The organism is Klebsiella quasivariicola, from assembly GCF_002269255.1.
Lineage (GTDB): Bacteria > Pseudomonadota > Gammaproteobacteria > Enterobacterales > Enterobacteriaceae > Klebsiella > Klebsiella quasivariicola.
The window spans coordinates 4,434,067-4,459,649 of record NZ_CP022823.1 but is presented as its reverse complement, the minus strand read 5'-3'; the positions used below and the strand labels follow the sequence as shown (position 1 = coordinate 4,459,649).

At 54.6% G+C, this 25,583-nt stretch carries 21 protein-coding genes, 4 tRNA genes and 3 rRNA genes; 15 read left to right on the top strand and 13 right to left on the bottom strand.

Going from position 1 to position 25,583, the window contains the following annotated elements:
• Nucleotides 1–120 precede the first annotated feature (120 nt).
• From B8P98_RS22580 to metN, 7 genes are all read right to left on the bottom strand, one after another.
• The gene (locus B8P98_RS22580; RefSeq protein WP_080897893.1) at nucleotides 121–963 is read right to left on the bottom strand and encodes a YaeF family permuted papain-like enzyme; all 843 of its coding nucleotides are present in this window, start codon (nucleotides 961–963) and stop codon (nucleotides 121–123) included.
• 60 nt (nucleotides 964–1,023) lie between these two features.
• Nucleotides 1,024–2,742 carry a proline--tRNA ligase gene (proS, locus tag B8P98_RS22575; protein ID WP_025712360.1) on the bottom strand — a complete coding sequence of 573 codons (1,719 nt, stop codon included), beginning with the start codon at nucleotides 2,740–2,742 and terminating at the stop codon, nucleotides 1,024–1,026.
• A 112-nt stretch (nucleotides 2,743–2,854) separates the two neighbouring features.
• Nucleotides 2,855–3,562, bottom strand: coding sequence for a tRNA (N6-threonylcarbamoyladenosine(37)-N6)-methyltransferase TrmO (gene tsaA, locus B8P98_RS22570; RefSeq protein WP_025712361.1), 708 nt, complete (start codon nucleotides 3,560–3,562; stop codon nucleotides 2,855–2,857).
• Nucleotides 3,559–3,966 carry an Rcs stress response system protein RcsF gene (rcsF, locus tag B8P98_RS22565; protein ID WP_025712362.1) on the bottom strand — a complete coding sequence of 136 codons (408 nt, stop codon included), beginning with the start codon at nucleotides 3,964–3,966 and terminating at the stop codon, nucleotides 3,559–3,561. Before rcsF ends, tsaA begins: the two co-directional genes overlap by 4 nt.
• 107 nt (nucleotides 3,967–4,073) lie before the next feature.
• Nucleotides 4,074–4,889 (bottom strand): methionine ABC transporter substrate-binding lipoprotein MetQ, encoded by an 816-nt coding sequence (metQ, locus tag B8P98_RS22560; RefSeq protein WP_025712363.1) that lies wholly within the window; start codon nucleotides 4,887–4,889, stop codon nucleotides 4,074–4,076.
• A 43-nt stretch (nucleotides 4,890–4,932) separates the two neighbouring features.
• Nucleotides 4,933–5,586, bottom strand: coding sequence for a methionine ABC transporter permease MetI (locus B8P98_RS22555; protein ID WP_004204478.1), 654 nt, complete (start codon nucleotides 5,584–5,586; stop codon nucleotides 4,933–4,935).
• Nucleotides 5,579–6,610 carry a methionine ABC transporter ATP-binding protein MetN gene (gene metN / locus B8P98_RS22550; protein WP_025712365.1) on the bottom strand — a complete coding sequence of 344 codons (1,032 nt, stop codon included), beginning with the start codon at nucleotides 6,608–6,610 and terminating at the stop codon, nucleotides 5,579–5,581. Before metN ends, B8P98_RS22555 begins: the two co-directional genes overlap by 8 nt.
• A 188-nt stretch (nucleotides 6,611–6,798) precedes the next feature.
• Between metN and gmhB the strand changes: the two genes are divergently transcribed.
• From gmhB to dkgB, 8 genes are all read left to right on the top strand, one after another.
• Nucleotides 6,799–7,365 carry a D-glycero-beta-D-manno-heptose 1,7-bisphosphate 7-phosphatase gene (gene gmhB, locus B8P98_RS22545; protein WP_064142869.1) on the top strand — a complete coding sequence of 189 codons (567 nt, stop codon included), beginning with the start codon at nucleotides 6,799–6,801 and terminating at the stop codon, nucleotides 7,363–7,365.
• A gap of 369 nt (nucleotides 7,366–7,734) precedes the next feature.
• Nucleotides 7,735–9,274, top strand: a 16S ribosomal RNA gene (locus B8P98_RS22540).
• Between the two features lie 71 nt (nucleotides 9,275–9,345).
• Nucleotides 9,346–9,422 (top strand) — tRNA-Ile (locus B8P98_RS22535).
• 106 nt (nucleotides 9,423–9,528) lie between these two features.
• A tRNA-Ala gene (locus tag B8P98_RS22530) sits at nucleotides 9,529–9,604 on the top strand.
• Nucleotides 9,605–9,769: 165 nt separating this feature from the next.
• A 23S ribosomal RNA gene (locus tag B8P98_RS22525) occupies nucleotides 9,770–12,750 on the top strand.
• Nucleotides 12,751–12,946: 196 nt separating this feature from the next.
• A 5S ribosomal RNA gene (gene rrf, locus B8P98_RS22520) occupies nucleotides 12,947–13,062 on the top strand.
• Together the 16S, 23S and 5S rRNA genes with 3 tRNA genes alongside form the textbook arrangement of a ribosomal RNA operon.
• Nucleotides 13,063–13,119: 57 nt before the next feature.
• Nucleotides 13,120–13,196: transfer RNA gene (locus tag B8P98_RS22515), tRNA-Asp, on the top strand.
• A gap of 164 nt (nucleotides 13,197–13,360) precedes the next feature.
• Nucleotides 13,361–14,164, top strand: a complete 804-nt coding sequence (dkgB, locus tag B8P98_RS22510; RefSeq protein WP_025714978.1) for a 2,5-didehydrogluconate reductase DkgB — start codon at nucleotides 13,361–13,363, stop codon at nucleotides 14,162–14,164.
• A 45-nt stretch (nucleotides 14,165–14,209) separates the two neighbouring features.
• Here dkgB and yafC read toward each other — a convergent pair whose 3' ends face one another.
• Complete coding sequence (gene yafC, locus B8P98_RS22505; RefSeq protein WP_008805249.1) at nucleotides 14,210–15,115, bottom strand: DNA-binding transcriptional regulator YafC; 906 nt, start codon at nucleotides 15,113–15,115, stop codon at nucleotides 14,210–14,212.
• A gap of 104 nt (nucleotides 15,116–15,219) precedes the next feature.
• Between yafC and B8P98_RS22500 the strand changes: the two genes are divergently transcribed.
• The 3 genes from B8P98_RS22500 to B8P98_RS22490 all read left to right on the top strand — a co-directional run bounded on the left by B8P98_RS22500 (nucleotide 15,220) and on the right by B8P98_RS22490 (nucleotide 18,168).
• Nucleotides 15,220–16,410, top strand: coding sequence for an MFS transporter (locus B8P98_RS22500; protein WP_025714977.1), 1,191 nt, complete (start codon nucleotides 15,220–15,222; stop codon nucleotides 16,408–16,410).
• A 102-nt stretch (nucleotides 16,411–16,512) separates the two neighbouring features.
• Nucleotides 16,513–17,310 (top strand): endonuclease/exonuclease/phosphatase family protein, encoded by a 798-nt coding sequence (locus tag B8P98_RS22495; protein ID WP_087805559.1) that lies wholly within the window; start codon nucleotides 16,513–16,515, stop codon nucleotides 17,308–17,310.
• A gap of 87 nt (nucleotides 17,311–17,397) precedes the next feature.
• On the top strand, nucleotides 17,398–18,168 hold the full coding sequence (locus B8P98_RS22490) for a class I SAM-dependent methyltransferase (protein WP_080897026.1): 771 nt from the start codon (nucleotides 17,398–17,400) through the stop codon (nucleotides 18,166–18,168).
• Nucleotides 18,169–18,227: 59 nt separating this feature from the next.
• Here B8P98_RS22490 and mltD read toward each other — a convergent pair whose 3' ends face one another.
• Nucleotides 18,228–19,595: a murein transglycosylase D gene (mltD, locus tag B8P98_RS22485; RefSeq protein ID WP_025714974.1), complete on the bottom strand. Its 1,368-nt coding sequence runs from the start codon at nucleotides 19,593–19,595 to the stop codon at nucleotides 18,228–18,230.
• Between the two features lie 71 nt (nucleotides 19,596–19,666).
• Nucleotides 19,667–20,422, bottom strand: coding sequence for a hydroxyacylglutathione hydrolase (gene gloB / locus B8P98_RS22480; RefSeq protein ID WP_095033422.1), 756 nt, complete (start codon nucleotides 20,420–20,422; stop codon nucleotides 19,667–19,669).
• 32 nt (nucleotides 20,423–20,454) lie between these two features.
• Between gloB and B8P98_RS22475 the strand changes: the two genes are divergently transcribed.
• Nucleotides 20,455–21,177 carry a class I SAM-dependent methyltransferase gene (locus B8P98_RS22475; protein WP_025714972.1) on the top strand — a complete coding sequence of 241 codons (723 nt, stop codon included), beginning with the start codon at nucleotides 20,455–20,457 and terminating at the stop codon, nucleotides 21,175–21,177.
• Here B8P98_RS22475 and rnhA read toward each other — a convergent pair.
• Nucleotides 21,174–21,641, bottom strand: coding sequence for a ribonuclease HI (rnhA, locus tag B8P98_RS22470; protein WP_004204620.1), 468 nt, complete (start codon nucleotides 21,639–21,641; stop codon nucleotides 21,174–21,176). The two genes, B8P98_RS22475 and rnhA, sit on opposite strands and share 4 nt — an antisense overlap.
• Nucleotides 21,642–21,705: 64 nt before the next feature.
• Between rnhA and dnaQ the strand changes: the two genes are divergently transcribed.
• Nucleotides 21,706–22,437: a DNA polymerase III subunit epsilon gene (dnaQ, locus tag B8P98_RS22465; RefSeq protein WP_004204621.1), complete on the top strand. Its 732-nt coding sequence runs from the start codon at nucleotides 21,706–21,708 to the stop codon at nucleotides 22,435–22,437.
• A 133-nt stretch (nucleotides 22,438–22,570) separates the two neighbouring features.
• Nucleotides 22,571–22,647: transfer RNA gene (locus B8P98_RS22460), tRNA-Asp, on the top strand.
• 59 nt (nucleotides 22,648–22,706) lie between these two features.
• On the opposite strand, the gene B8P98_RS22455 is transcribed toward B8P98_RS22460, so the two are convergent.
• The gene (locus B8P98_RS22455) at nucleotides 22,707–23,588 is read right to left on the bottom strand and encodes a LysR family transcriptional regulator (protein WP_025714971.1); all 882 of its coding nucleotides are present in this window, start codon (nucleotides 23,586–23,588) and stop codon (nucleotides 22,707–22,709) included.
• Nucleotides 23,589–23,691: 103 nt separating this feature from the next.
• On the opposite strand from B8P98_RS22455, the gene eamB reads away from it, so the two are divergent.
• A complete protein-coding gene (gene eamB, locus B8P98_RS22450; RefSeq protein WP_025714970.1) occupies nucleotides 23,692–24,282 on the top strand; it encodes a cysteine/O-acetylserine transporter in 591 nt (196 codons plus the stop codon).
• 28 nt (nucleotides 24,283–24,310) lie between these two features.
• On the opposite strand, the gene B8P98_RS22445 is transcribed toward eamB, so the two are convergent.
• Nucleotides 24,311–25,411, bottom strand: a complete 1,101-nt coding sequence (locus tag B8P98_RS22445) for an AI-2E family transporter (RefSeq protein WP_025714969.1) — start codon at nucleotides 25,409–25,411, stop codon at nucleotides 24,311–24,313.
• Nucleotides 25,412–25,583 lie beyond the last annotated feature (172 nt).

Below are 25,583 nucleotides of genomic sequence, written 5' to 3'. Positions count from 1 at the left end.
AGGGGCGCTCCTCTGACGGTCGCCAACTAGCTGATTTTCGTCATTGTGGCACTGTCATTCTGCTTCTTTCCGCCCACCATAGCGTATAAAGCGTTAGCTGTAGGGGGAAAGGTAAATAGTTTAATTCATACCAGCTGTTGCTCTGTTTAATCCCACCAGCCGACCGGCCTGAAGATAAACCCCCAGCTTCAAATGCCCGACATACTGCAGCTGCGTTTCCGGTTTAAAGGTGGCGACGTCTCCTTCCCGCATGTGCAGCAGGTCTGAGGGGCTGATCCACGCCGCCTGCGCGAGCGTCAGCGGATGCCCGGCTCGGACAAAGGCCTCGCTGACAAACTCCGAGCAAAACCACGCTTTCTTGTCAGCGCTTGCCGCATCGCCCAGCTGCGCTTTGGCCAGGCCGCTGACGCACTGCTGGCGAAAGTCTCGTGAGAAGGGGTTGAGCGAGCAGAGCGGCTTGGTGACCATATAAGGAATAAACTGCATAATGCCGCGATAGTTATACCCGCTGTCTTTGACCTGCCAGGCAAAGTTTTTCATCGCCATCACCTGATCTGGCGTCAGGTCGGGCACCCTGAGGGCAAACAGTTTATCGCTGTGCGCCAGCGCCTGTTGAACAGAAATGATCTGAACGCCGGCGCCGGTAGCTTCCGCAATCTGACCGTCACCGAGATACAATGCGACGTGGCTTACAGAAGAGGCGCTGAAGGCGCGGATCCCAAGCGACGTGACGCCCAGGCTGGAGGAGAACAGCAGGTCACCGGAACGGAGGTCGCTTTCGTTGATTTCGTGTAGCTCGCTGCCGGCAATCGAGCTTTGCCGCTGGAGGGTGATAGCCCATGGCGGGGAGCGTCCATCGGTAGCGGAGGCAGAAGAGGCGCTGCGGCCAACGTCTACGGTACAGGCGGTAAGCAGGAGCAGGGCAGAGGTAAGCAGCCCGCCACGGAGGATTTGTGAAGCCATGCGTACTGTCCTTGTAAAAAAAAAGGCCCTGACATCCGTTCAGGGCCTTGAGGGGGAGAATTAGCCTTTTATCGCTTTAACCAGATATTCCACGATATCACCGGTTTTAATCAGCTGCTTCTCACCGTTGCGACGATATTTGTATTCGATATCGTCGTTGTCGAGGTTCCGATCGCCCAGCACGATGGTGTGCGGGATACCGATCAGCTCCATATCGGCGAACATGACGCCCGGACGCTCTTTACGGTCGTCCATCAGCACTTCAATACCTTGAGCGCTCAGTTCGGCGTACAGTTTTTCCGCCAGTTCCTGCACACGGTAAGACTTGTGCATATTCATCGGCAGGATCGCCACCTGGAACGGCGCGATCGCATCCGGCCAGACGATGCCGCGATCGTCAAAGTTCTGCTCAATTGCTGCCGCCACCACGCGAGTCACCCCGATACCATAGCAGCCCATGGTCAGGATCTGATTGCGGCCATCTTCGCCCTGCACCGCAGCCTTCATCGCCTCGGAGTACTTGGTACCGAGCTGGAAGATATGGCCTACTTCGATACCGCGTTTGATAAGCAGGGTACCTTTACCGTCCGGGCTCGGGTCGCCGGCAACGACGTTACGGATGTCGGCGACTTCCGGCGTGGCAACATCGCGGTCCCAGTTGATACCGAAGTAGTGTTTGCCATCGATGTTGGCGCCGGCAGCGAAATCGCTCATCACCGCCACAGTACGGTCGATAATCACTGGCACCGGCAGGTTCACCGGACCCAGGGAACCCGGGCCAGCTTGCACCAGGGCGCGGATCTCTTCTTCGGTGGCGAAAGTCAGCGGGCTGGCGACCTGCGGTAGTTTTTCCGCTTTCACTTCGTTCAGCTCGTGATCGCCGCGCACCAGCAGGGCAACCAGCGGGGAAGCGCTATCTTCAACGGCTTTCACCAGCAGGGTTTTCACGGTTTTTTCGATCGGCAGGTTGAACTGCTCCACCAGCTCGGCGATGGTTTTGGCATTCGGCGTATCGACCAGCGTCATCTCCTGGGTGGCGGCTGCGCGCGGCTCTTTTGGCGCAACGGCTTCTGCAAACTCGATGTTTGCCGCGTAATCAGAGCTGTCGGAGAAGATCACATCGTCTTCGCCGCTCTGCGCCAGCACCTGGAATTCATGGGAAGCGCTACCGCCGATGGAGCCGGTATCAGCCTGTACCGCGCGGAAATCCAGCCCCATACGACTGAAGATTTTGCTATAGGCGGTATACATCGCATCGTAGGTTTCCTGCAGCGACTCCTGCGAAGTATGGAAAGAGTAAGCATCTTTCATCAGGAATTCACGGGAGCGCATCACACCGAAACGCGGGCGCACTTCGTCACGGAATTTGGTCTGGATCTGATAAAAATTCAGCGGCAACTGCTTATAGGAGTTCAGCTCGTTGCGGATCAGATCGGTAATGACCTCTTCGTGGGTTGGTCCGAGGACGAACGGGCGATCGCCGCGATCGGCAATGCGCAGCAGTTCCGGGCCGTATTGCTCCCAGCGACCGCTCTCCTGCCACAGTTCAGAAGGCTGAACGACCGGCATTAACACCTCGATCGCACCGGCGTTGTTCATCTCTTCACGCACGATGTTTTCGACTTTTTTCAGGACGCGCACGCCGGTCGGCAGCCAGGTGTATAACCCGGAGGCCAGCTTGCGGATCATCCCGGCGCGCAGCATCAGCTGGTGGCTGATTACCTCGGCGTCGGCAGGTGTCTCCTTCAGAGTGGAGAGCAGATATTGGCTAGTACGCATGTTGTAACGGTTCCAGTTAAACGAGCGGAACAGGCTGGTTGTCCAGCCTGAAACAAAAAAGTGGTTTAGTTTACCAGTGTGGCAAAGATGCCAAAAGAGAGGAAAAATAAAATTAGCGCGCTTCGAGGGCAAAGACTTCAAAACCAGAGGCAATAACCCGCCAGCGGACGTTGAAATCCAGCAGCCAGACGGCATACGTTTTTCCTGCTTCTTCCTCTTTACGGTAGGCCGGGCGCGGATCCTGTGCCAGTACTTCGCGGATAAACGCTTTGATATGCGGGTAGCGTTTTTCCAGCGTCAGTAACTGTGCTTCTGTTTCCGGCGTAAAGCTGACGTTCATACCCGCCAGCGGCGCCTGCTGCGCATAGCTGGCGCTGGCATTCGGCAGGGCTTCGGCGAAAGGAAGATACGGTTTGATATCAACCACCGGCGTCCCGTCGACGAGATCAAGACTACCCAGCTCCAGTATCACCTGATCTTTCTGACAGCGGACGCCTTTCAGTTCAACCAGAGACATGCCGATGGGGTTAGGGCGAAACGTCGAACGGGTGGCGAAGACGCCCATCCGCGCATTGCCTCCCAGCCGGGGAGGGCGCACCGTGGGACGCCAGCCGCCTTCCATCGTCTGATGAAACACAAACAGGACCCACAGATGGCTGAAGTTTTCCAGGCCCCGCACGGCGTCGGCCTGGTTGTAGGGCGCGACCAGATGCAGTTCTCCGCCGCCGTGTTTTACCAGGCCTGGCTGGCGAGGCACGGCAAATTTCTCTTTATACGGCGAGCGGATCACGCCTATCTGTGCGAACTGGAATGCACTCATTGTGCCGAGACGTTAAGCGCCGAGCCGAGACATACCGCCTGACGGTAGCAGCCTGGCGTGCCGCTGGTCACTTCGCAGCGGTGAAGCAGGACAGCATTGGCTTTCATACGCGCGGCATTAATCTGCAGGCGCTTGCGGGCGGTAGGGATATTTGGTGGTGAATCCTGATTCGAGGCCTGGCACGATTCGCCAGTGACTTCACCCAGATCGCGGAACGGTTTACCTACCAGCTCTGACGCATCGGTATAAATACGTACTGGCGCCGGACGGGTTGCGCGTGGTTTGCTCGGCTCCGATTTAACCGGGGGAGTTGCAGTGCTTTGAACAGGCTCAACGGGAGATCTGCTTAGCATGGAACAACCGCTTAACATGAGTGCTAACAAACAGACCGGTAAAGCACGCATAGTATTTCCTCAATGAATAAAAAACAGGGCGTTATTGAATCAGGTGCTTGCATAAATGACAAGACGGGCGTGAAGCCCGTCCTGAATGATATTACGGTGAGAAAAGATTACCAGCCTTTCACGGCGCCGCCGTTAAAGATCTTGTTCGCCGCTTCGTAAACTTCATCGCTCTGGTAAGCCTGAACGAATTTTTTCACATTCTCAGCATCTTTGTTGTCTTCACGCGCCACGATCAGATTCACGTACGGCGACTCTTTGCCTTCAACAAAGATACCGTCTTTCGCTGGGGTCAGACCAATCTGGCTGGCGTAAGTAGTGTTGATAACGGCCAGCGCAATTTGCGCGTCGTCCAGAGAACGCGGCAGCTGCGGCGCTTCCAGCTCAACAATCTTCAGGTTTTTCGGGTTCTCAACCACGTCCAGAGAAGTCGGCAGCAGGCCCACGCCTTCTTTCAGTTTAATCAGACCCACCTGCTGCAGCAGCAGCAGGGAACGACCGAGGTTGGTCGGATCGTTCGGAACGGCAATCTGTGAGCCCGGCTGCAGTTCATCCAGCGATTTGATTTTCTTCGAGTAACCCGCGATTGGATAGACGAAGGTATTGCCGACGGCAACCAGTTTATAGCCGCGGTCTTTAATCTGCTGGTCGAGATAGGGTTTGTGCTGGAAGGCGTTCACGTCGATGTCGCCTTTGCTCAGCGCTTCGTTCGGCAGCACGTAATCGTTGAAGGTCACCAGCTCAACGTCGAGGCCATACTTCTCTTTTGCTACTTTCTGCGCCACTTCCGCGACCTGCTGTTCCGCCCCGACGATAACGCCAACTTTAATATGATTCGGATCTTTTTCATCCTGACCGCAACCCACCAGCGCCAGAGAACCGATTAACGCGCCAACTGCCGCAAAGGTTTTGAAATTAAAGGCCATGTTATTTCCTTCCTGTAAGAATGAGTGTTGTCTGCCAATAACGTTATTTATGAGTCACAGCCCGGACGATGCGATCGCCAGAGAATTGAATTAAATAAACCAGAATAACCAGTAATACCAGTACGGTATTCATTACCGTCGCGTTATAGCCGATGTAGCCATACTGATAACCAATCTGCCCCAGACCACCGGCGCCCACCGCGCCGCCCATGGCGGAGTAGCCTACCAGGGTAATAAGCGTGATGGTGGCAGCGTTGACCAGACCCGGCAGCGCTTCAGGCAACAGGACTTTACGCACGATCTGCAGCGGCGTGGCGCCCATCGCGCGGGAAGCTTCGATAAGACCGGTCGGGATTTCCAGCAGTGCGTTCTCCACCATACGGGCGATAAACGGCGCGGCGCCGACGGTTAACGGCACGATCGCCGCCTGCAGGCCGATTGAGGTGCCGACGATCACGCGGGTAAACGGGATCATCCAGACCAGCAGGATAATGAACGGGATGGATCGGAAAATGTTCACCAGCGCCGACAGCGTGCGGTACAGTTTGGCATTGGCGACGATTTGTCCCGGACGGGTCACGTACAGCAGTACGCCCACCGGCAGGCCGAGGACAAAACCGAAGAAGCCGGAGACAAAAGTCATTGCCAGCGTTTCCCATACGCCGCGCAACAGCAGCCACATCATTGCCTCAGACATAACCCAATACCTCTACTTTTACATGATGTTCCTGCAGCCAGGCGATCGCCGCCTGAGTGTCTTCCTGTGTACCGTGCATTTCGGTGAGCATGATGCCGAACTTCACACCGCCGGCATAATCCATCTGCGCGCTAATAATGTTGTTATTTACATTGAAGCGACGCGCGGTTTCCGAGAGCAGCGGCGCATCGACGGAGTGGCCGGTAAATTCCATGCGCAGCATCGGTACGCTATCCGCTGTGGCGGTAGGTTTCAGGCGCGCCTGATAGTCATCCGGAATATCGAGGTGCAGAGTGGACTGAATAAACTGCTGCGCCAGCGGCGTCTTCGGATGGGAGAAGACTTCGCTCACCGTGTCCTGCTCGATCAGCTGGCCGTTGCTAATGACCGCCACGCAGTCGCAGATGCGTTTCACCACATCCATTTCGTGGGTGATCAGCAGGATGGTCAGGCCCAGGCGACGGTTAATGTCTTTCAGCAGTTCGAGAATGGAACGGGTAGTGGCCGGGTCCAGGGCGCTGGTGGCTTCATCGCACAGCAGAACCTTGGGGTTGCTGGCCAGCGCGCGGGCAATGGCGACGCGTTGTTTCTGGCCGCCGGAAAGATTGGCCGGGTAGCTGTCCTGCTTATCAGCCAGGCCAACAAGATCCAGCAGCTCGGTGACTCGGCGTTTGATTTCTGCTTGCGGCGTGTTGTCCAGCTCCAGGGGTAATGCCACGTTGCCGAAAACGGTCCGCGAGGCCAGCAGATTAAAATGCTGGAAAATCATGCCAATCTGACGGCGTGCGCGGGTTAACTCCTTTTCCGACAGAGCAGTCAATTCCTGGCCGTCAACCTGTACGCTGCCCTCGGTCGGGCGCTCCAGCAGGTTGACGCAGCGAATCAGCGTACTTTTACCGGCGCCGGAGGCACCGATGACGCCGTAAATCTGTCCTGCAGGGACATGCAGGCTGACGTTATTGAGCGCCTGAATGCTGCGATTCCCCTGCTGGAATACTTTGGTGATATTGGAAAGTTTAATCATCAGTTATTTATTATCGTTTAGCCGTTTGCCGTGGCATTTTCTTCTGCCGTATCCAGGCGATGCCTGGCAATGAAATGGATGTTAAGGCATCCAGACGTCTAAATCAATCTGACTCTTTATAATGAGCACTTTCTTGCATGCGGAAACATGCGATACTAACGGCACTAGCCTTTTTCAGGAGCAAACCGGTGGCAAAGTCAGTACCCGCAATTTTTCTCGACCGTGACGGCACTATTAATGTCGATCATGGCTACGTCCACGAAATCGACAATTTTGAATTTATCGATGGCGTCATTGACGCGATGCGCGAACTAAAAGAGATGGGCTACGCGCTGGTGCTGGTCACTAACCAGTCCGGTATTGCTCGCGGCAAATTTACCGAAGCCCAGTTTGAAACGCTGACCGAATGGATGGACTGGTCTCTGGCAGACCGCGGCGTCGACCTGGATGGTATCTACTATTGCCCACACCACCCGCAGGGTGCGGTGGAGGAGTACCGCCAGACCTGTGATTGCCGTAAACCGCATCCAGGGATGCTGATCTCCGCCCGCGATTATCTGCATATCGATATGGCTGCTTCCTTTATGGTAGGGGACAAACTGGAAGATATGCAGGCGGCAGCGGCTGCGGATGTTGGTACTAAAGTGCTGGTGCGTACCGGTAAGCCCCTGACTGAAGAAGCGGAAAAAGCGGCGGACTGGGTGCTAAATAGCCTGGCAGAGCTGCCTGCGGCGATTAAAAAGCAGCAAAAATAAGCGTTACGTTTAAAAGATGAGCGGTTGAAATAAAATTGTATTTTTCCGCTTGTCATTCCCGGAGAGCTCCCTATAATGCGCCTCCATCGACACGGCGGATGTGAATCACTTCACACAAACAGCCGGTTCGGTTGAAGAGAAAAATCCTGAAATTCAGGGTTGACTCTGAAAGAGGAAAGCGTAATATACGCCACCTCGCGACAGAGCGCTAAAGCGCGTCGCAACTGCTCTTTAACAATTTATCAGACAATCTGTGTGGGCACTCAAAGTGACATGGATTCTTAACGTCCTCGGACGAAAAATGAATACCAAGTCTCTGAGTGAACATACGTAATTCATTACGAAGTTTAATTCACGAGCATCAAACTTAAATTGAAGAGTTTGATCATGGCTCAGATTGAACGCTGGCGGCAGGCCTAACACATGCAAGTCGAGCGGTAGCACAGAGAGCTTGCTCTCGGGTGACGAGCGGCGGACGGGTGAGTAATGTCTGGGAAACTGCCTGATGGAGGGGGATAACTACTGGAAACGGTAGCTAATACCGCATAACGTCGCAAGACCAAAGTGGGGGACCTTCGGGCCTCATGCCATCAGATGTGCCCAGATGGGATTAGCTAGTAGGTGGGGTAACGGCTCACCTAGGCGACGATCCCTAGCTGGTCTGAGAGGATGACCAGCCACACTGGAACTGAGACACGGTCCAGACTCCTACGGGAGGCAGCAGTGGGGAATATTGCACAATGGGCGCAAGCCTGATGCAGCCATGCCGCGTGTGTGAAGAAGGCCTTCGGGTTGTAAAGCACTTTCAGCGGGGAGGAAGGCGTTAAGGTTAATAACCTTGGCGATTGACGTTACCCGCAGAAGAAGCACCGGCTAACTCCGTGCCAGCAGCCGCGGTAATACGGAGGGTGCAAGCGTTAATCGGAATTACTGGGCGTAAAGCGCACGCAGGCGGTCTGTCAAGTCGGATGTGAAATCCCCGGGCTCAACCTGGGAACTGCATTCGAAACTGGCAGGCTAGAGTCTTGTAGAGGGGGGTAGAATTCCAGGTGTAGCGGTGAAATGCGTAGAGATCTGGAGGAATACCGGTGGCGAAGGCGGCCCCCTGGACAAAGACTGACGCTCAGGTGCGAAAGCGTGGGGAGCAAACAGGATTAGATACCCTGGTAGTCCACGCCGTAAACGATGTCGATTTGGAGGTTGTGCCCTTGAGGCGTGGCTTCCGGAGCTAACGCGTTAAATCGACCGCCTGGGGAGTACGGCCGCAAGGTTAAAACTCAAATGAATTGACGGGGGCCCGCACAAGCGGTGGAGCATGTGGTTTAATTCGATGCAACGCGAAGAACCTTACCTGGTCTTGACATCCACAGAACTTTCCAGAGATGGATTGGTGCCTTCGGGAACTGTGAGACAGGTGCTGCATGGCTGTCGTCAGCTCGTGTTGTGAAATGTTGGGTTAAGTCCCGCAACGAGCGCAACCCTTATCCTTTGTTGCCAGCGGTTAGGCCGGGAACTCAAAGGAGACTGCCAGTGATAAACTGGAGGAAGGTGGGGATGACGTCAAGTCATCATGGCCCTTACGACCAGGGCTACACACGTGCTACAATGGCATATACAAAGAGAAGCGACCTCGCGAGAGCAAGCGGACCTCATAAAGTATGTCGTAGTCCGGATTGGAGTCTGCAACTCGACTCCATGAAGTCGGAATCGCTAGTAATCGTAGATCAGAATGCTACGGTGAATACGTTCCCGGGCCTTGTACACACCGCCCGTCACACCATGGGAGTGGGTTGCAAAAGAAGTAGGTAGCTTAACCTTCGGGAGGGCGCTTACCACTTTGTGATTCATGACTGGGGTGAAGTCGTAACAAGGTAACCGTAGGGGAACCTGCGGTTGGATCACCTCCTTACCTTAAAGAACCTGCCTTTGTAGTGCTCACACAGATTGTCTGATGAAAATAGAGCAGTAAGTAATCTCTGCAGGCTTGTAGCTCAGGTGGTTAGAGCGCACCCCTGATAAGGGTGAGGTCGGTGGTTCAAGTCCACTCAGGCCTACCAAATTCTTCCTGATACCGCGTTGTGAAACGACTCGCATACCTGAGTATGCTTCGCCGTTCCACGCCTTGTCTCAGAAAGAATTAAGGTTAAAAGAGATTCATTCGATGGGGCTATAGCTCAGCTGGGAGAGCGCCTGCTTTGCACGCAGGAGGTCTGCGGTTCGATCCCGCATAGCTCCACCATCTTTACTGCAAAAACAAGAAAACTTCAGAGTGTACCTGAAAAGGTTCACTGCGAAGTTTTGCTCTTTAAAAATCTGGATCAAGCTGAAAATTGAAACGACACACTGTTTAAGTGTGTTCGAGTCTCTCAAATTTTCGCAATCTGAAGACATCTTCGGGTTGTGAGGTTAAGCGACTAAGCGTACACGGTGGATGCCCTGGCAGTCAGAGGCGATGAAGGACGTGCTAATCTGCGAAAAGCGTCGGTAAGGTGATATGAACCGTTATAGCCGGCGATGTCCGAATGGGGAAACCCAGTGTGATTCGTCACACTATCGTTAACTGAATACATAGGTTAACGAGGCGAACCGGGGGAACTGAAACATCTAAGTACCCCGAGGAAAAGAAATCAACCGAGATTCCCCCAGTAGCGGCGAGCGAACGGGGAGCAGCCCAGAGTCTGAATCAGCTTGTGTGTTAGTGGAACGGTCTGGAAAGTCCGACGGTACAGGGTGATAGTCCCGTACACCAAAATGCACAGGCTGTGAACTCGAAGAGTAGGGCGGGACACGTGGTATCCTGTCTGAATATGGGGGGACCATCCTCCAAGGCTAAATACTCCTGACTGACCGATAGTGAACCAGTACCGTGAGGGAAAGGCGAAAAGAACCCCGGCGAGGGGAGTGAAAAAGAACCTGAAACCGTGTACGTACAAGCAGTGGGAGCACCTTCGGGTGTGACTGCGTACCTTTTGTATAATGGGTCAGCGACTTATATTCTGTAGCAAGGTTAACCGTATAGGGGAGCCGCAGGGAAACCGAGTCTTAACTGGGCGTTAAGTTGCAGGGTATAGACCCGAAACCCGGTGATCTAGCCATGGGCAGGTTGAAGGTTGGGTAACACTAACTGGAGGACCGAACCGACTAATGTTGAAAAATTAGCGGATGACTTGTGGCTGGGGGTGAAAGGCCAATCAAACCGGGAGATAGCTGGTTCTCCCCGAAAGCTATTTAGGTAGCGCCTCGTGAACTCATCTTCGGGGGTAGAGCACTGTTTCGGCTAGGGGGTCATCCCGACTTACCAACCCGATGCAAACTACGAATACCGAAGAATGTTATCACGGGAGACACACGGCGGGTGCTAACGTCCGTCGTGAAGAGGGAAACAACCCAGACCGCCAGCTAAGGTCCCAAAGTCATGGTTAAGTGGGAAACGATGTGGGAAGGCCCAGACAGCCAGGATGTTGGCTTAGAAGCAGCCATCATTTAAAGAAAGCGTAATAGCTCACTGGTCGAGTCGGCCTGCGCGGAAGATGTAACGGGGCTAAACTGTGCACCGAAGCTGCGGCAGCGAACGTATCACTTAAAACGATTTCAGTGACGATTGACGGAGCGAAGCGACGTCAAAGCGTTTACAAAGTCGAGTCGGTTTAAGGATACGTTCGTTGGGTAGGGGAGCGTTCTGTAAGCCTGTGAAGGTGTGCTGTGAGGCATGCTGGAGGTATCAGAAGTGCGAATGCTGACATAAGTAACGATAAAGCGGGTGAAAAGCCCGCTCGCCGGAAGACCAAGGGTTCCTGTCCAACGTTAATCGGGGCAGGGTGAGTCGACCCCTAAGGCGAGGCCGAAAGGCGTAGTCGATGGGAAACAGGTTAATATTCCTGTACTTGGTGTTACTGCGAAGGGGGGACGGAGAAGGCTATGTCATCCGGGCGACGGTTGTCCCGGTTTAAGCATGTAGGCTGGTTATCCAGGCAAATCCGGATAATCAAGGCTGAGGTGTGATGACGAGGTACCACGGTACTGAAGTGACAGATGCCCTGCTTCCAGGAAAAGCCTCTAAGCATCAGGTAACATCAAATCGTACCCCAAACCGACACAGGTGGTCAGGTAGAGAATACCAAGGCGCTTGAGAGAACTCGGGTGAAGGAACTAGGCAAAATGGTGCCGTAACTTCGGGAGAAGGCACGCTGGTGTGTAGGTGAAGTCCCTGCGGACGGAGCTGAGACCAGTCGAAGATACCAGCTGGCTGCAACTGTTTATTAAAAACACAGCACTGTGCAAACACGAAAGTGGACGTATACGGTGTGACGCCTGCCCGGTGCCGGAAGGTTAATTGATGGGGTTATCCGTAAGGAGAAGCTCTTGATCGAAGCCCCGGTAAACGGCGGCCGTAACTATAACGGTCCTAAGGTAGCGAAATTCCTTGTCGGGTAAGTTCCGACCTGCACGAATGGCGTAATGATGGCCAGGCTGTCTCCACCCGAGACTCAGTGAAATTGAACTCGCTGTGAAGATGCAGTGTACCCGCGGCAAGACGGAAAGACCCCGTGAACCTTTACTATAGCTTGACACTGAACATTGAGCCTTGATGTGTAGGATAGGTGGGAGGCTTTGAAGCGTGGACGCCAGTCTGCGTGGAGCCAACCTTGAAATACCACCCTTTAATGTTTGATGTTCTAACGTTGGCCCCTTATCGGGGTTGCGGACAGTGTCTGGTGGGTAGTTTGACTGGGGCGGTCTCCTCCCAAAGCGTAACGGAGGAGCACGAAGGTTAGCTAATCCTGGTCGGACATCAGGAGGTTAGTGCAATGGCATAAGCTAGCTTGACTGCGAGCGTGACGGCGCGAGCAGGTGCGAAAGCAGGTCATAGTGATCCGGTGGTTCTGAATGGAAGGGCCATCGCTCAACGGATAAAAGGTACTCCGGGGATAACAGGCTGATACCGCCCAAGAGTTCATATCGACGGCGGTGTTTGGCACCTCGATGTCGGCTCATCACATCCTGGGGCTGAAGTAGGTCCCAAGGGTATGGCTGTTCGCCATTTAAAGTGGTACGCGAGCTGGGTTTAGAACGTCGTGAGACAGTTCGGTCCCTATCTGCCGTGGGCGCTGGAGAATTGAGGGGGGCTGCTCCTAGTACGAGAGGACCGGAGTGGACGCATCACTGGTGTTCGGGTTGTCATGCCAATGGCACTGCCCGGTAGCTAAATGCGGAAGAGATAAGTGCTGAAAGCATCTAAGCACGAAACTTGCCCCGAGATGAGTTCTCCCTGAGACTATAAGTCTCCTGAAGGAACGTTGAAGACGACGACGTTGATAGGCCGGGTGTGTAAGCGCAGCGATGCGTTGAGCTAACCGGTACTAATGAACCGTGAGGCTTAACCTTACAACGCCGAAGATGTTTTGGCGGATTTGAGAGAATTTTCAGCTTAGATTCAGAGTTGAGTACGCAATAATTTGCGCAGCAGCAAGGCGGCAAGCGAAGGAAAGGAAGGAGCATACTGAAGTATGTGACTGACTTTACGAGCGCAGGCAACGCGGCTGATGCGATAAAGAATTGCGTACTGAGCACAAAGAATTTGCCTGGCGGCACTAGCGCGGTGGTCCCACCTGACCCCATGCCGAACTCAGAAGTGAAACGCCGTAGCGCCGATGGTAGTGTGGGGTCTCCCCATGTGAGAGTAGGGAACTGCCAGGCATCAAATTGCAGTAAGCCGGGGTGACAACCGGTGGTAATAAAGCGAAGAAATTCGGTGGAGCGGTAGTTCAGTCGGTTAGAATACCTGCCTGTCACGCAGGGGGTCGCGGGTTCGAGTCCCGTCCGTTCCGCCACTTATTAAGAGCCCTGAGCATTTGCTCAGGGCTTTTTTGTTTGCTCTGTATTCGATTATTGCTAAATCAGCAAAAATCCTCTGCATTAATCACTCTTTTTCTCCACTTCACCCTCAGCCATAATTCTATCCGTTAACCGAAATGAAGAAATAACGAGGAAAATCATGGCAATCCCTGCATTTGGTCTTGGCACCTTCCGTCTGAAAGATGATGTTGTTATCGCATCCGTAAAAACCGCGCTGGAGCTGGGCTATCGTGCTATCGACACCGCGCAAATCTATGACAACGAAGCCGCGGTGGGTCAGGCTATCGCCGAAAGCGGCGTGCCGCGTGATGAGCTGTTCATCACTACCAAAATCTGGATCGAAAACCTGAGCAAAGACAAACTCATCGCCAGCCTGAAAGAGAGCCTGCAGAAGCTGCGCACGGACTATGTTGACCTGACGCTGATCCACTGGCCGTCACCGAACGATGCGGTTGCGGTTGAAGAGTCTATGGCGGCCCTGATGGAAGCGAAGAAACTGGGACTGACCCGTCAGATTGGTATCTCCAACTTCACTATTCCGCTGATGGAGCGTGCGATTGCCGCCGTTGGTGCGGAAAACATCGCGACTAACCAGATTGAGCTTTCTCCGTACCTGCAAAACCGTAAAGTCGTCGATTGGGCGCGTGAGCACGGCATCCATATCACTTCTTACATGACGCTGGCCTACGGTAAGGCACTGAAAGATGAAGTGATTGCCCGCATCGCGGCGAAACATGGTGCGACCCCAGCGCAGGTTATTCTGGCATGGGCAATGGGCGAAGGCTATGCGGTTATCCCATCGTCCACCAAGCGTGACAACCTGGCCAGCAACCTGAAAGCGCAGGATCTGCAGCTGGATGATGAAGATCGTCAAGCGATCGCCGCACTGGACTGCAACGATCGTCTGGTGAGTCCGGAAGGTCTGGCGCCGCAGTGGGATTAATCTCCCGATACCGGGATGCCACTCGCATTGCCGCCTGAGATTGTATTACGACAGCTCCTTCGGGAGCTGTTTTACATGCTCGCTCAGAAAATCAATAAATGCCCTGATGCGGGTACTGACCGCCCGGTCGCTGTAATAGACGGCACTGAAGGGCATCTCCACCGGTAAGCGCTTATCGGCCAGTAGTTCGACAAACTCTCCGCTGGCAATCTCTTTATCCACCATGTAATCCGACAAACAGGCAATGCCGTTACCGGTCAGGCACAGCTGCTTGAGCGTTTCGCCGCTGTTGGAGGACACCGCCGACTCGATCTCTAACAGCTGACCATCGCAACAGGAGACCGGCCAGGTATTCAGCGATACCGGTTCGGTGAAGCCGAGGCAGTGATGCTGTTTCAGATCTGACGGATGCTGCGGCATACCGTAGCGCGCGACATAGTCGGGCGAGGCGACGATCTTACGATAGCTGGTAAACAGCGGTCGGGCGCGCAGGCTGGAGTCCGTTAAGGTCCCGGCCCGAATAGCCACATCCACTTTTCGCTCAATCAGATTGATAAACGTCTCTGAAGAGACGAGCGATAGCGTCATTTCCGGGTAGCGCTCGCGAAACGGCTTTACCAGCGGCATAAGAAAATGCAGCATCACCGGCGTTGCCGCATCTACCCGCAGCAGACCGCGCGGGGTCGTGCGTGTCTCCAGCAGATCATTCTCTGCCGCTGCCATCTCCTGCAAGACCACCTGCATCCGGCGAAAATAGCGCTCGCCTTCTTCGGTCAGGCTGAGCTGGCGGGTGGTCCGATTGAGCAGGCTCACACCCAGCTTTGATTCCAGCTTCTTGACCGCCCGGCTGACGGCAGAGTTGGCTTGTCCGAGCTGCTCGGCCGCCCGGCTGAAACTCCCGCTTTCCACCACCGCCACAAAGATGGCGATCTCCTCTGATGTGGCTCTCATTATTACACCTGTAGCAAAATTCTATTGATACTTTGATAGTTTTTGTTATTTATACAACCCTTCATACTACGTGTCATCTTAATCCTGATGCTACGGAGTAAATTATGCCACTGGCGCTATTTGCCTTAACTGTCGGTGCCTTCGCAATTGGCACCACTGAATTTGTGATTGTCGGCCTGGTCCCGACCATCGCCCAGCAACTCTCTATCTCTTTGCCTTCTGCAGGACTGCTGGTCTCTATCTACGCGCTGGGCGTAGCTATCGGCGCTCCGGTGCTGACGGCGTTAACGGGGCGTATGCCGCGTAAACAGCTACTGCTGGCGTTGATGGTCCTGTTTACGGCGGGTAATGTGCTGGCCTGGCAGGCCCCGGGCTATGAAACGCTGATCCTGGCCCGTCTGCTGACCGGCCTGGCACACGGCGTGTTCTTCTCTATTGGCTCGACAATCGCCACCAGCCTGGTGGCAAAAGAGAAAGCGGCCTCGGCCATTGCCATTATGTTCGGCGGCCTGACGGTCGCACTGGTAACCGGGGTACCGTTCGGGACTTTCATCGGCCAGCATTTTGGCTGGCGGGAAACGTTTCTTGCGGTATCGATTCTGGGCGTCATTGCCCTTATCAGCAGCCTGATTCTGGTACCGAATAATATTCCGGGCCGCGCCAGCGCCAGCCTGCGCGATCAGATGAAAGTATTAACCCATCCGCGTCTGCTGATGATCTACGCCATTACCGCGCTGGGCTACGGTGGCGTATTTACCGCGTTTACGTTTCTTGCGCCGATGATGCAGGAGCTGGCCGGTTTTAGTCCGTCAGCGGTGAGCTGGATCCTGTTGGGCTATGGTGTCTCGGTCGCTATCGGTAATGTGTGGGGGGGCAAACTGGCCGATAAGCATGGCGCCGTCTCCGCGCTGACGTTCATCTTTGCCGCGCTGGTGGTGCTGCTGCTGGTCTTCCAGATGACCGCCAGCATCCACTATGCCGCGCTGGCAACGGTGCTGGTGATGGGCATCTTCGCTTTCGGCAACGTGCCGGGTCTGCAGGTGTATGTGGTGCAAAAAGCCGAACAGTACACGCCTGGCGCCGTCGACGTCGCTTCCGGCCTGAATATTGCCGCCTTCAATGTGGGCATTGCTCTGGGGTCAATCGTCGGCGGGCAGACGGTTGAGCGGTACGGCCTGGCGCAGACGCCGTGGATTGGTGCGGTGATCGTACTGGTCGCCTTGCTGTTGGTGGTACTGAGCGGTCGTTTAGATAAATCGCCGCGCCGTTCAGCAGCGGTTTCTGTCGAAGGTTAAGCGTTAATCGCAAATTGCATTGAAAGTGGGTGGGAAAATCCCTATAACGGAAGAACCAGTCGTTGTTGGGCTGGTTTCTGTTATTGAGGATTAATGCCCAAATTGCGAAAGAATACCTATGCCATGCGCTACGTCGCCGGACAACCTGCGGAGAGAATATTGCCTCCGGGGGCGTTTGCGGGCGTGAGTCCGGTTTATCCGGCCGGCACGCCGTTAAGCAGCGATGACAAAATCCGCGTGCTGGTATGGAATATCTTCAAACAACAGCGCGCAGAGTGGCAGTCGGTCCTTAAGAACTTTGGCAAAGATGCGCATTTAGTCCTGCTGCAGGAGGCGCAAACCACACCTGAGCTGGTCAGGTTTGCGACCACCAACTACCTGGCTGCCGATCAGGTACCCGCTCTGGTGCTGCCGCAGCATCCTTCTGGCGTCATGACGCTGGCCTCTGCTCACCCCATCTATTGCTGCCCACTGCGCGAGCGTGAGCCTATTTTGCGCCTGCCGAAATCAGCATTAGTGACCGTCTATCCGCTGCCCGATGCGCGGCTGCTGATGGTGGTCAACATCCATGCCGTCAACTTTAGCCTCGGCGTCGACGTTTACAGCAAACAGCTGCTGCCGATTGGCGATCAGATTGCCCATCACAGCGGGCCGGTGATCATGGCTGGAGACTTCAATGCCTGGAGCCGGCCGCGGATGAACGCGCTGTACCGCTTTGCGCGCGAGATGTCGTTACGCGAAGTTCGTTTCTCTGATGACCAGCGCCGCCGTGCGTTTGGCCGTCCGCTCGATTTTGTGTTCTATCGTGGGTTAAGCGTGCACGATGCTTCCGTGCTGGTGACCCGCGCCTCCGATCACAACCCGCTACTAGTCGAATTCAGTCCCGGCAAGCCTGATTAATTTAAGGTATGTCAGGCCTGCCATCGGGCAGGTCTGCGTTCAGCATGATGCTGCCCTAAATTACTCACACAACCGAAGGACAACACAATGACAACACGCTCTCACCATGACAACGTCGAAAAGCAGTTCGGCTCCCAGGCTAGCGCCTATCTGACCAGCGCCGTGCACGCCTCCGGGCGCGATCTGCAGCGGCTGGCGGAACGGCTGGCCGATTTCCCCCAGGCGAAAGTGCTGGATATGGGCTGCGGGGCAGGGCACGCCAGCTTTGCCGCGGCGGGACAGGTTGCCAAGGTGACCGCCTATGATTTATCAAGCCAGATGCTGGAAGTGGTTACCGCGGCGGCAAAAGAGAAAGGCTTTAGCAATATCGTGACCCAGCAGGGATATGCCGAAACGCTGCCGTTCGCTGATGCCAGTTTTGATGTGGTGATTAGCCGCTACTCCGCTCACCACTGGCATGATGTCGGCCAGGCGCTGCGTGAGGTGAAACGGGTGCTGAAGCCGGGCGGGGTGATGATCATTATGGATGTGATGTCGCCGGGTCATCCGGTGCGTGATATCTGGTTGCAGACCGTGGAAGCGCTGCGCGATACCTCGCACGTGCGTAATTATTCCAGCGGCGAGTGGCTGGCGCTGGCCAATGACGCAGGTCTGGTGATTAATCATTTATCGACCGATCGCCTGCCGCTGGAGTTCAGCTCATGGGTGGCGCGGATGCGTACACCTGAGCCGCTGGTGGAGGCGATTCGCTTATATCAGCAGAGCGCTTCGGCGGAGGTCAAAGCGTACTTCGAGTTACAGCAGGACGGATCGTTTACCAGCGATACCATCCTGTTCGAAGCGCATAAGGCCGTCTAACTCGGGCAACAAAAAAGGCACCGGGGGAAGTCGGTGCCTTTTTATCGAACCCTGAGGTATCAGGACTCTGGTCGATCGCTGTTTTTCACAAACAGCGTTAGCTGATCGCCAGGCCGCAGATTATCGGTATCGCTGTTCCAGCGCATCACGTCGCGGATATTAACACCGTGACGTTTGGCGATGCTCGACAGCGAATCACCTTTGCGAACACGATAGGTGATGCTATCGCTGTTGTTCGCCAGGCGCTGTGCGCTGCTGCCGGCGCCGACAACCAGATTCTGCCCGACTTTCAACCCTGAACCGCGCAGATTGTTCCACTGCTGCAAATCACGGGTCGTGACGCCGAGACGCGAAGCAATCCCGGAAATCGTGTCGCCAGAGCGTACCTTATAGCTACGGCTGGTCAGCGGCGTATTGTCCGCGAGCTGCGTTGGCTGCACGGCGGCAATGTCGCCAGAGGCCAGCGATTCACGCAGCTGAGCGGCGTGCTTCTGCGGCACCATGACGTACTTTGGCCCGCTAGCGCCCAGCGTTGACCCCTTTACGCCAGCGTTGAAGGTTTTCAGTTTGCTGACCGGCATTCCTGCCATGTCCGCGAGCTGAGAAATATCAACCGGGCTGTCGAGGCGAACGCGCGCCAGCGCACGGCTTTCATCGGCCGTAGGCAGCTTTACGCCGTAACGCTTGCTGTTTTTGAGAATGTCGCTCAATGCCAGCATTTTCGGTACGTAGATTTTCGTTTCATGCGGCAGAGACAGCGACCAGAAATCGGTGGGTTTACCACGCGAACGGTTCGCTTTTACTGCCTTCATGACCCGACCTTCACCGCTGTTATAGGCTGCGACCGTTAACAACCAGTCGCCGTCGAACATTTTGTTCAGACGTTGCATCATGTCCAGCGCCGCAGTAGTAGACGCGACGACGTCACGACGCGCATCGTAACTGCGGGTCTGTTTTAAACCATAATTGCGCCCTGTGCTCGGAATGATCTGCCAGATGCCTGCGGCATTGGCGCCAGACGTCGCGTGTGGGTCAAAAGCGCTCTCCACTATGGGTAGTAATACCAGTTCCATTGGCATGTTACGTTTCTTAACCTGCCCGGCTATCCAGTACATATACGGCTCTGCCCGTAAAGTTACATCGTGGAGATAGCTCTTATTTCTTAAGTACTTCTGTTTCTGTTCGCGAATCCGGGGGTTATCCGGAATTCCCATCTTTAGCTCGTCGCCTATGGAAGTCCACAGATCCTGGTCTTGCGCGTAGAAGGTTCCATCATCTAACCAGCGCGCTTGACTTGTGAACTTGCCTGCTTCCCCTTGACCAGCCGCAGAAAGGCTCTGTGCTCGCTGTTCGACGGTGCCATCGTGCTTAGACGCCTGGCACCCCACCAGCAGGACAGAGGCGAATAATATCGCTCGTGCCTTCATGTGTGTGTCAATAGTTGCTTAAAAGACGACCAAGGATAACGGCGAAGTTGTCCGATGACAAGAATTAAATATCAGAAGTCATCTTTCTTTGACCTTAACCATGCAAATCGCGCCACAGAGTGTTGCAAATTTGTTTCTTTGTTAATTTTATCAATTAAATCAACATCATTTATGCGTAAAAATAAATTTATACGGCGCTCATTTTTCAGAGTTACGGGTAGTGTTTTTTGTTTTTTTGCACGTAACTCATTAACTTTATGATAGTAATCGTTTATATCCCTATCATCTGGCAGGATACTTAAAGCAAACTTCATATTTGCTAACGTATATTCATGTGCGCAACATATGAGGGTTTCTGCCGGAAGAGCGTTAATTTTCATAAATGATTGATACATCTGCTCTGCAGTACCTTCGAACAGCCTTCCACAGCCGCCGGAAAACATCGTATCGCCGCAAAACAAATAAGGTTCGCTGTAGTAACAGATATGTCCTAATGTGTGACCTGGCGTGGAGAAAATGGAAAAATCGTGCCCGAGAATTGACAGCCGATCGCCATCGCCTACCACCTGAGTGACTCCCTTATCCTGGGTCTCCGCCGGACCGTAAACCGCCACAGAAGGGAATTTCTCCCGTAGTTGTTTTACGCCGCCGACGTGATCCTGATGATGATGAGTCAGTAAAATGGCTTCGGGCTGCCACTGGTTTTCTTCGATTGCCGCCAGAACCGGTGCGGCTTCGCCCGGGTCAACGATGACGCAGCGGCCGTTATTCTCACTGAGAACCCAGATGTAGTTGTCCTGAAACGCGGGAATGCTGATAAGATTCATAAATTACCTCTAAAGCGTAGCGGAAGGTGGCAATGAAGCCGGCAAGGATACCTCACACAGTGACAGCGCCTGAGCATTGGTCCAGTATGCCGTGGGGCGAATACTATCGCGAAACGCTGGAGCAGCAGATGAAACCGTGGCTGGCTAAATTATATGGCTTTCATCTGCTTAAGATTGGCAATCTGAGCGCGGAAATCAATACCGAAGCTTGCGCCATCTCGCACCAGGTCAATGTCTCGCTGGCAGGAAACCCGATGCAGGTTCGGGCCGATCCGCTGCATTTACCCTTTGCCGAAAAGTCTGTCGACGCCTGCCTGCTGGCGCATACGTTGCCGTGGTGTAGCGATCCGCATCGTCTGCTGCGGGAAGCCGATCGCGTACTGATTGATGATGGCTGGATGATTCTGACCGGATTTAATCCGGTCAGCCTGATGGGGTTGCGTAAGCTGGTGCCGGTCCTGCGCAAAGGTACGCCGTACAATAGCCGTATGTTTACGCTGATGCGGCAGCTGGACTGGCTGTCGCTGCTCAACTTTGAAGTGCTGCACTATGGGCGTTACCAGGTTTTACCCTGGTCACGTCATGGCGGAAAACTGTTGAGTACCCATCTGCCGGCGTTAGGCTGTTTGCAGTTGATTATCGCCCGCAAACGGACCATTCCGCTGACGCTCAATCCGATGAAATCCGGCAAAGCGAAAACGCAGCTGCGGCCGGCAGTCGGCGCCACCCGGCAGTGGCGCAAGGGGCAGAATTAGCTTTCCGGCTGGTAGCCGATGTCGTCCTGAGTGGGATGAGAGGCCGCCGCGCGGGCCAGTTCGTCGCAGCGTTCGTTTTCAGGATGGCCGGCGTGGCCCTTCACCCATTCCCATTTGATTTTATGCTGGCCAAGCGCGGCATCCAGTCGCTGCCAGAGGTCGACGTTTTTCACCGGTTTTTTCTCTGCCGTTTTCCAGCCACGCTTTTTCCAGTTGTGGATCCACTGGGTGATCCCCTGACGAACATACTGGCTGTCGGTGCTGAGCACCACTTCGCAATGCTCTTTTAATGCTTCCAGGGCGACGATCGCCGCCATCAGTTCCATACGATTATTGGTGGTCAGACGGTAGCCGGCGCTGAACGTTTTTTCGTGTTGGCGGTAGCGCATGATGGCGCCGTAACCGCCGGGTCCTGGATTTCCCAGGCAAGAGCCGTCGGTGAAAATTTCTACCTGTTTGAGCATCTCTGGTAGACTTCCTGTAATTGAAATCGATTTGTAAACGATAAGTCTGACATAAATGACCGCTATGAGCACTGCAATTACGCGCCAGATTGTTCTCGATACCGAAACCACCGGTATGAACCAGATCGGAGCGCACTACGAAGGACACAAGATCATTGAAATCGGCGCGGTGGAGGTGATCAACCGCCGCCTGACCGGCAACAATTTCCACGTCTATCTGAAGCCCGACCGGCTGGTGGATCCTGAGGCGTTCGGCGTGCATGGGATCGCTGACGAATTTCTGCTGGATAAACCCACCTTTGCCGACGTTGCCGATGAGTTTATGGATTACATCCGCGGCGCGGAGCTGGTCATCCATAACGCTTCGTTCGATATCGGCTTTATGGATTATGAGTTCGGTAAGCTCAACCGCGGCATCGGGAAAACCGAGACCTTTTGTAAAATTACCGACAGTTTGGCGCTGGCGCGGAAGATGTTCCCCGGCAAGCGCAACAGTCTGGATGCATTATGTTCGCGCTACGAAATAGATAACAGCAAGCGTACGCTGCACGGGGCATTACTCGATGCCCAGATCCTGGCCGATGTCTATTTGATGATGACTGGCGGCCAGACGTCGATGGCGTTCTCTATGGAAGGTGAAAGCCAGCAGCAGGCAGGAGAGATGGGCATTCAGCGCGTCGTTCGCGCCGCCAGCCAGTTACGCGTGGTTTATGCTTCTGATGAGGAACTGGTGAACCATGAATCCCGCCTCGACCTGGTACAAAAGAAAGGCGGAAGCTGCCTGTGGCGTGCCTGATAACCACTAAAATGGATTAAAAGTAGGCGGTTGGGCGATTTTTGCAGCAAACGATTCAAAACGGTAGAAAAAGCGTTGACGGGGTAGAGGGGAATCCGTAATATTCGCCTCGTTCCCAACGGAACAACAACGCGGAGCGGTAGTTCAGTCGGTTAGAATACCTGCCTGTCACGCAGGGGGTCGCGGGTTCGAGTCCCGTCCGTTCCGCCACTATTCAGAAAGCCTGAATCAGCAATGATTCAGGCTTTCGTCGTTTTCATCCCCCGAGTTTAGCTCTCCTGCAGTGCTTCCTGCATGCACTGCATAAATACCTGCATCGCCGGACTGATTGCCTTCCCGGCGTGACGGGCGCAGAGCGCATGGATTGTCAGCGGCGTCTCGCTGAACGGCAGCTCGACCAGCGTCCCGCGCTTCAGCTCCTCCTCCACAGCAAAGCGCGGCAGAAAGCTCACCCCAAGGTTGCCCGCCACGCACTGCTTGATGCTTTCGATACTCCACAGTTCAATGGTGTTCTCCATAGTAATACCGCGCTGGCGCAGGGTGCTTTCAAAAATCTGCCGAAACACGCACTGGGGCTCGTTGATGATAAAGCTCAGCGGGATATGCTGCTGCGGGCGCAAAAAATCGACCGGCGCCTGATCGACAGATGCGACCAGCACCAGCGGCTGCGGGCCAAGCTCGAGCATGTTCAGCGCATCATCGTTACCCACCCGGTAAAACACCCCCAGGTCGACTTCGTCAGCGAGCAGCGCATCGCGGATGCTGTAGCAATTGAGCGACTGCAGTGACAGCCGGACCTTCGGGGCGCGTTGCTTAAAACGCTGCAGCACCGGCGGCATTTTATATGCGAGCAGGGTTTCGCCGGTGGCCACGCGGAGTTCACCGCTGGGCTCATCGTCCTGGCGCGCCGCCTGACGAATCGACGCCATCACTTTGGTCAGGTCGTAGACATGCGGCAGGACATTTTTACCGGCGGCGGTGAGACACATCCGCCGGCCGATTTTCTCAAACAGCGGGATGGCAAGCTCCTGCTCCAGCTGCTGGATATGAAAGGTCACGGTGGATTGGGTGCAGCACAGCTTTTGCGCCGCGCGCAGAAAGGACCCTTCTTCGACAACCGTTTTGAAGGTGATAAAGCGTCGCAGATCCATAGTTCCTCTTTATATCGATATTCTCGAAGTCAGAATGAAAAAACATTCATTTTTTTAAATTATCAGCTTCGGGTACTGTCTGCCAGACAAGAGGAGAAAACCCGTGACACCTACCCTGATTAGCGCATTTTTAACCTATACCCTGATCACCGCCCTGACGCCCGGGCCGAATAATATTTTGGCACTGAGCAGCGTCACTGCTCATGGCTTCCGACGGAGCATGCGGGTCCTGGCCGGCATGAGCCTCGGATTTGTGATCATCATGCTGATTTGTGCCGGGCTGACGTTCACTCTCGTCACCCTGGATGGGGGGATTACCTCCCTGTTACGCTGGATCGGCGCGGGCTATATTCTGTGGCTGGCCTGGCATATTGCCCGCAGCGACCCTGCCAGCGGCGGCCAGGCGGAGCGGCCTGTCAGCTTCTGGGCCAGCCTCGGTCTGCAGTTTGTGAATGTCAAAATTATTCTGTACGGCATCACGGCCCTGTCGACTTTTGTTTTGCCGGTGACCCGCGAGCCATTCTGGCTGGTGGTGACAGGTCTGTTGCTGTCGGCAATTGGGATAGCCGGTAATCTTTGCTGGGCGCTGGCCGGGCAGTTGTTTCAACCGATTTTTGAACGTCATGGCAGAAAATTAAATTTGCTGCTGGCGCTGCTGCTGGTCTGGTGTGCGGTGCGGATGTTTATGGAATGAATTAAGGGAGCGTAACGCTCCCTTGAGGTTATTTATCCTGCGGCAGGGCGGGTTGCCCTTCATTGACCCAGGTCATGAAGATCCGATACCCGATGGCCAGCAGGGTGGCGCCGAGGAACATACCGAGAATGCCGTTAGAGGCCATTCCACCGAGGGCGCCCAACAGCACCACTGGCATTGGCGCATCGACCCCGCGCCCCAGCAGCAACGGTTTGAGGACGTTATCGGCCATGCCGGCGACGATCAGCAGGATGGTGTAGAAGATATCCATTCCGGTACTGTGAGTGCCGATACTCCACATCAGCGCAATGGCCGGGGCCGTCACCAGGATCACCGGCACCTGGGCGATGCCGAGGATCAGGGCCAGAATAAAGAAGATCCCGACGGCGGGAATGCTGGCTATCAGCATGATCACACCGACCAGCAGCGCCTGGATCAATGCCACCCCGATGACGCCCTGGGCGACCGCGCGGATGGTGCTGGTACACAGGCGGGTAAGGGTTATGCCTTTATTCTCATCGGTAATACGGATGGCAATACGCTGGGCGCTGATGGCGCCTGCTGCGCCCCAGGCCATCATAATTCCCGAGACGATAAACGAAATAATAAAGCCAATCAGCCCGCCGCCCATGCTGGCTAAAATGCTGAGAAACTGTTTGGCAATGTCGCCGATTTGCGAGCGGTAATTACTGAGCAGTCCCGGGAGATCGACGGAAGCTCTCATCCACAGGGCGCTAAGCCGTTCGCCAATGATCGGTAACGCGGCAATGCGCGAGGAGGGCGGGGGAATGGTAAAGCTTTGGCTGCCCATCTTATCAATCATGGCGCTGGCGCTTTCCGCCAGCGAGGTGATCATCAGCACCGTGGGGATCACGATCAGTAAAATACCTAACAACACCAGCACCAGCGAGGCCAGCCCCTGTCTGCCGGCTAACAGTCCGGCAAAATATTGATGTAAAGGATAGAGCGCCACGGCGAGGATCAGCGCCCAGAGCATCATATTGATAAAGGGAGAAAAGACGGTAAAACAGAATGAGGCTAGCGCCAGAATAAGCCCGAACCGAATAAACATATCGAGAAAACGGGTGACCAGCCGCTTCTCTATTAACAGCAGATTATTATTATCCATTTTCTATTACGCTCACATAATATTCTTACGCAACGCTCAGCGTGATTTAACAAAACGCCAGCAACAGAAAATTCATGATTTACAACGCAGAAGTGAGTTGAAGGTGATCTCCGCCCGTTTGGTTATGGAGTCTTTTAATCAGTGTAGAACAGAAATGAAATGCGCCCGGCAA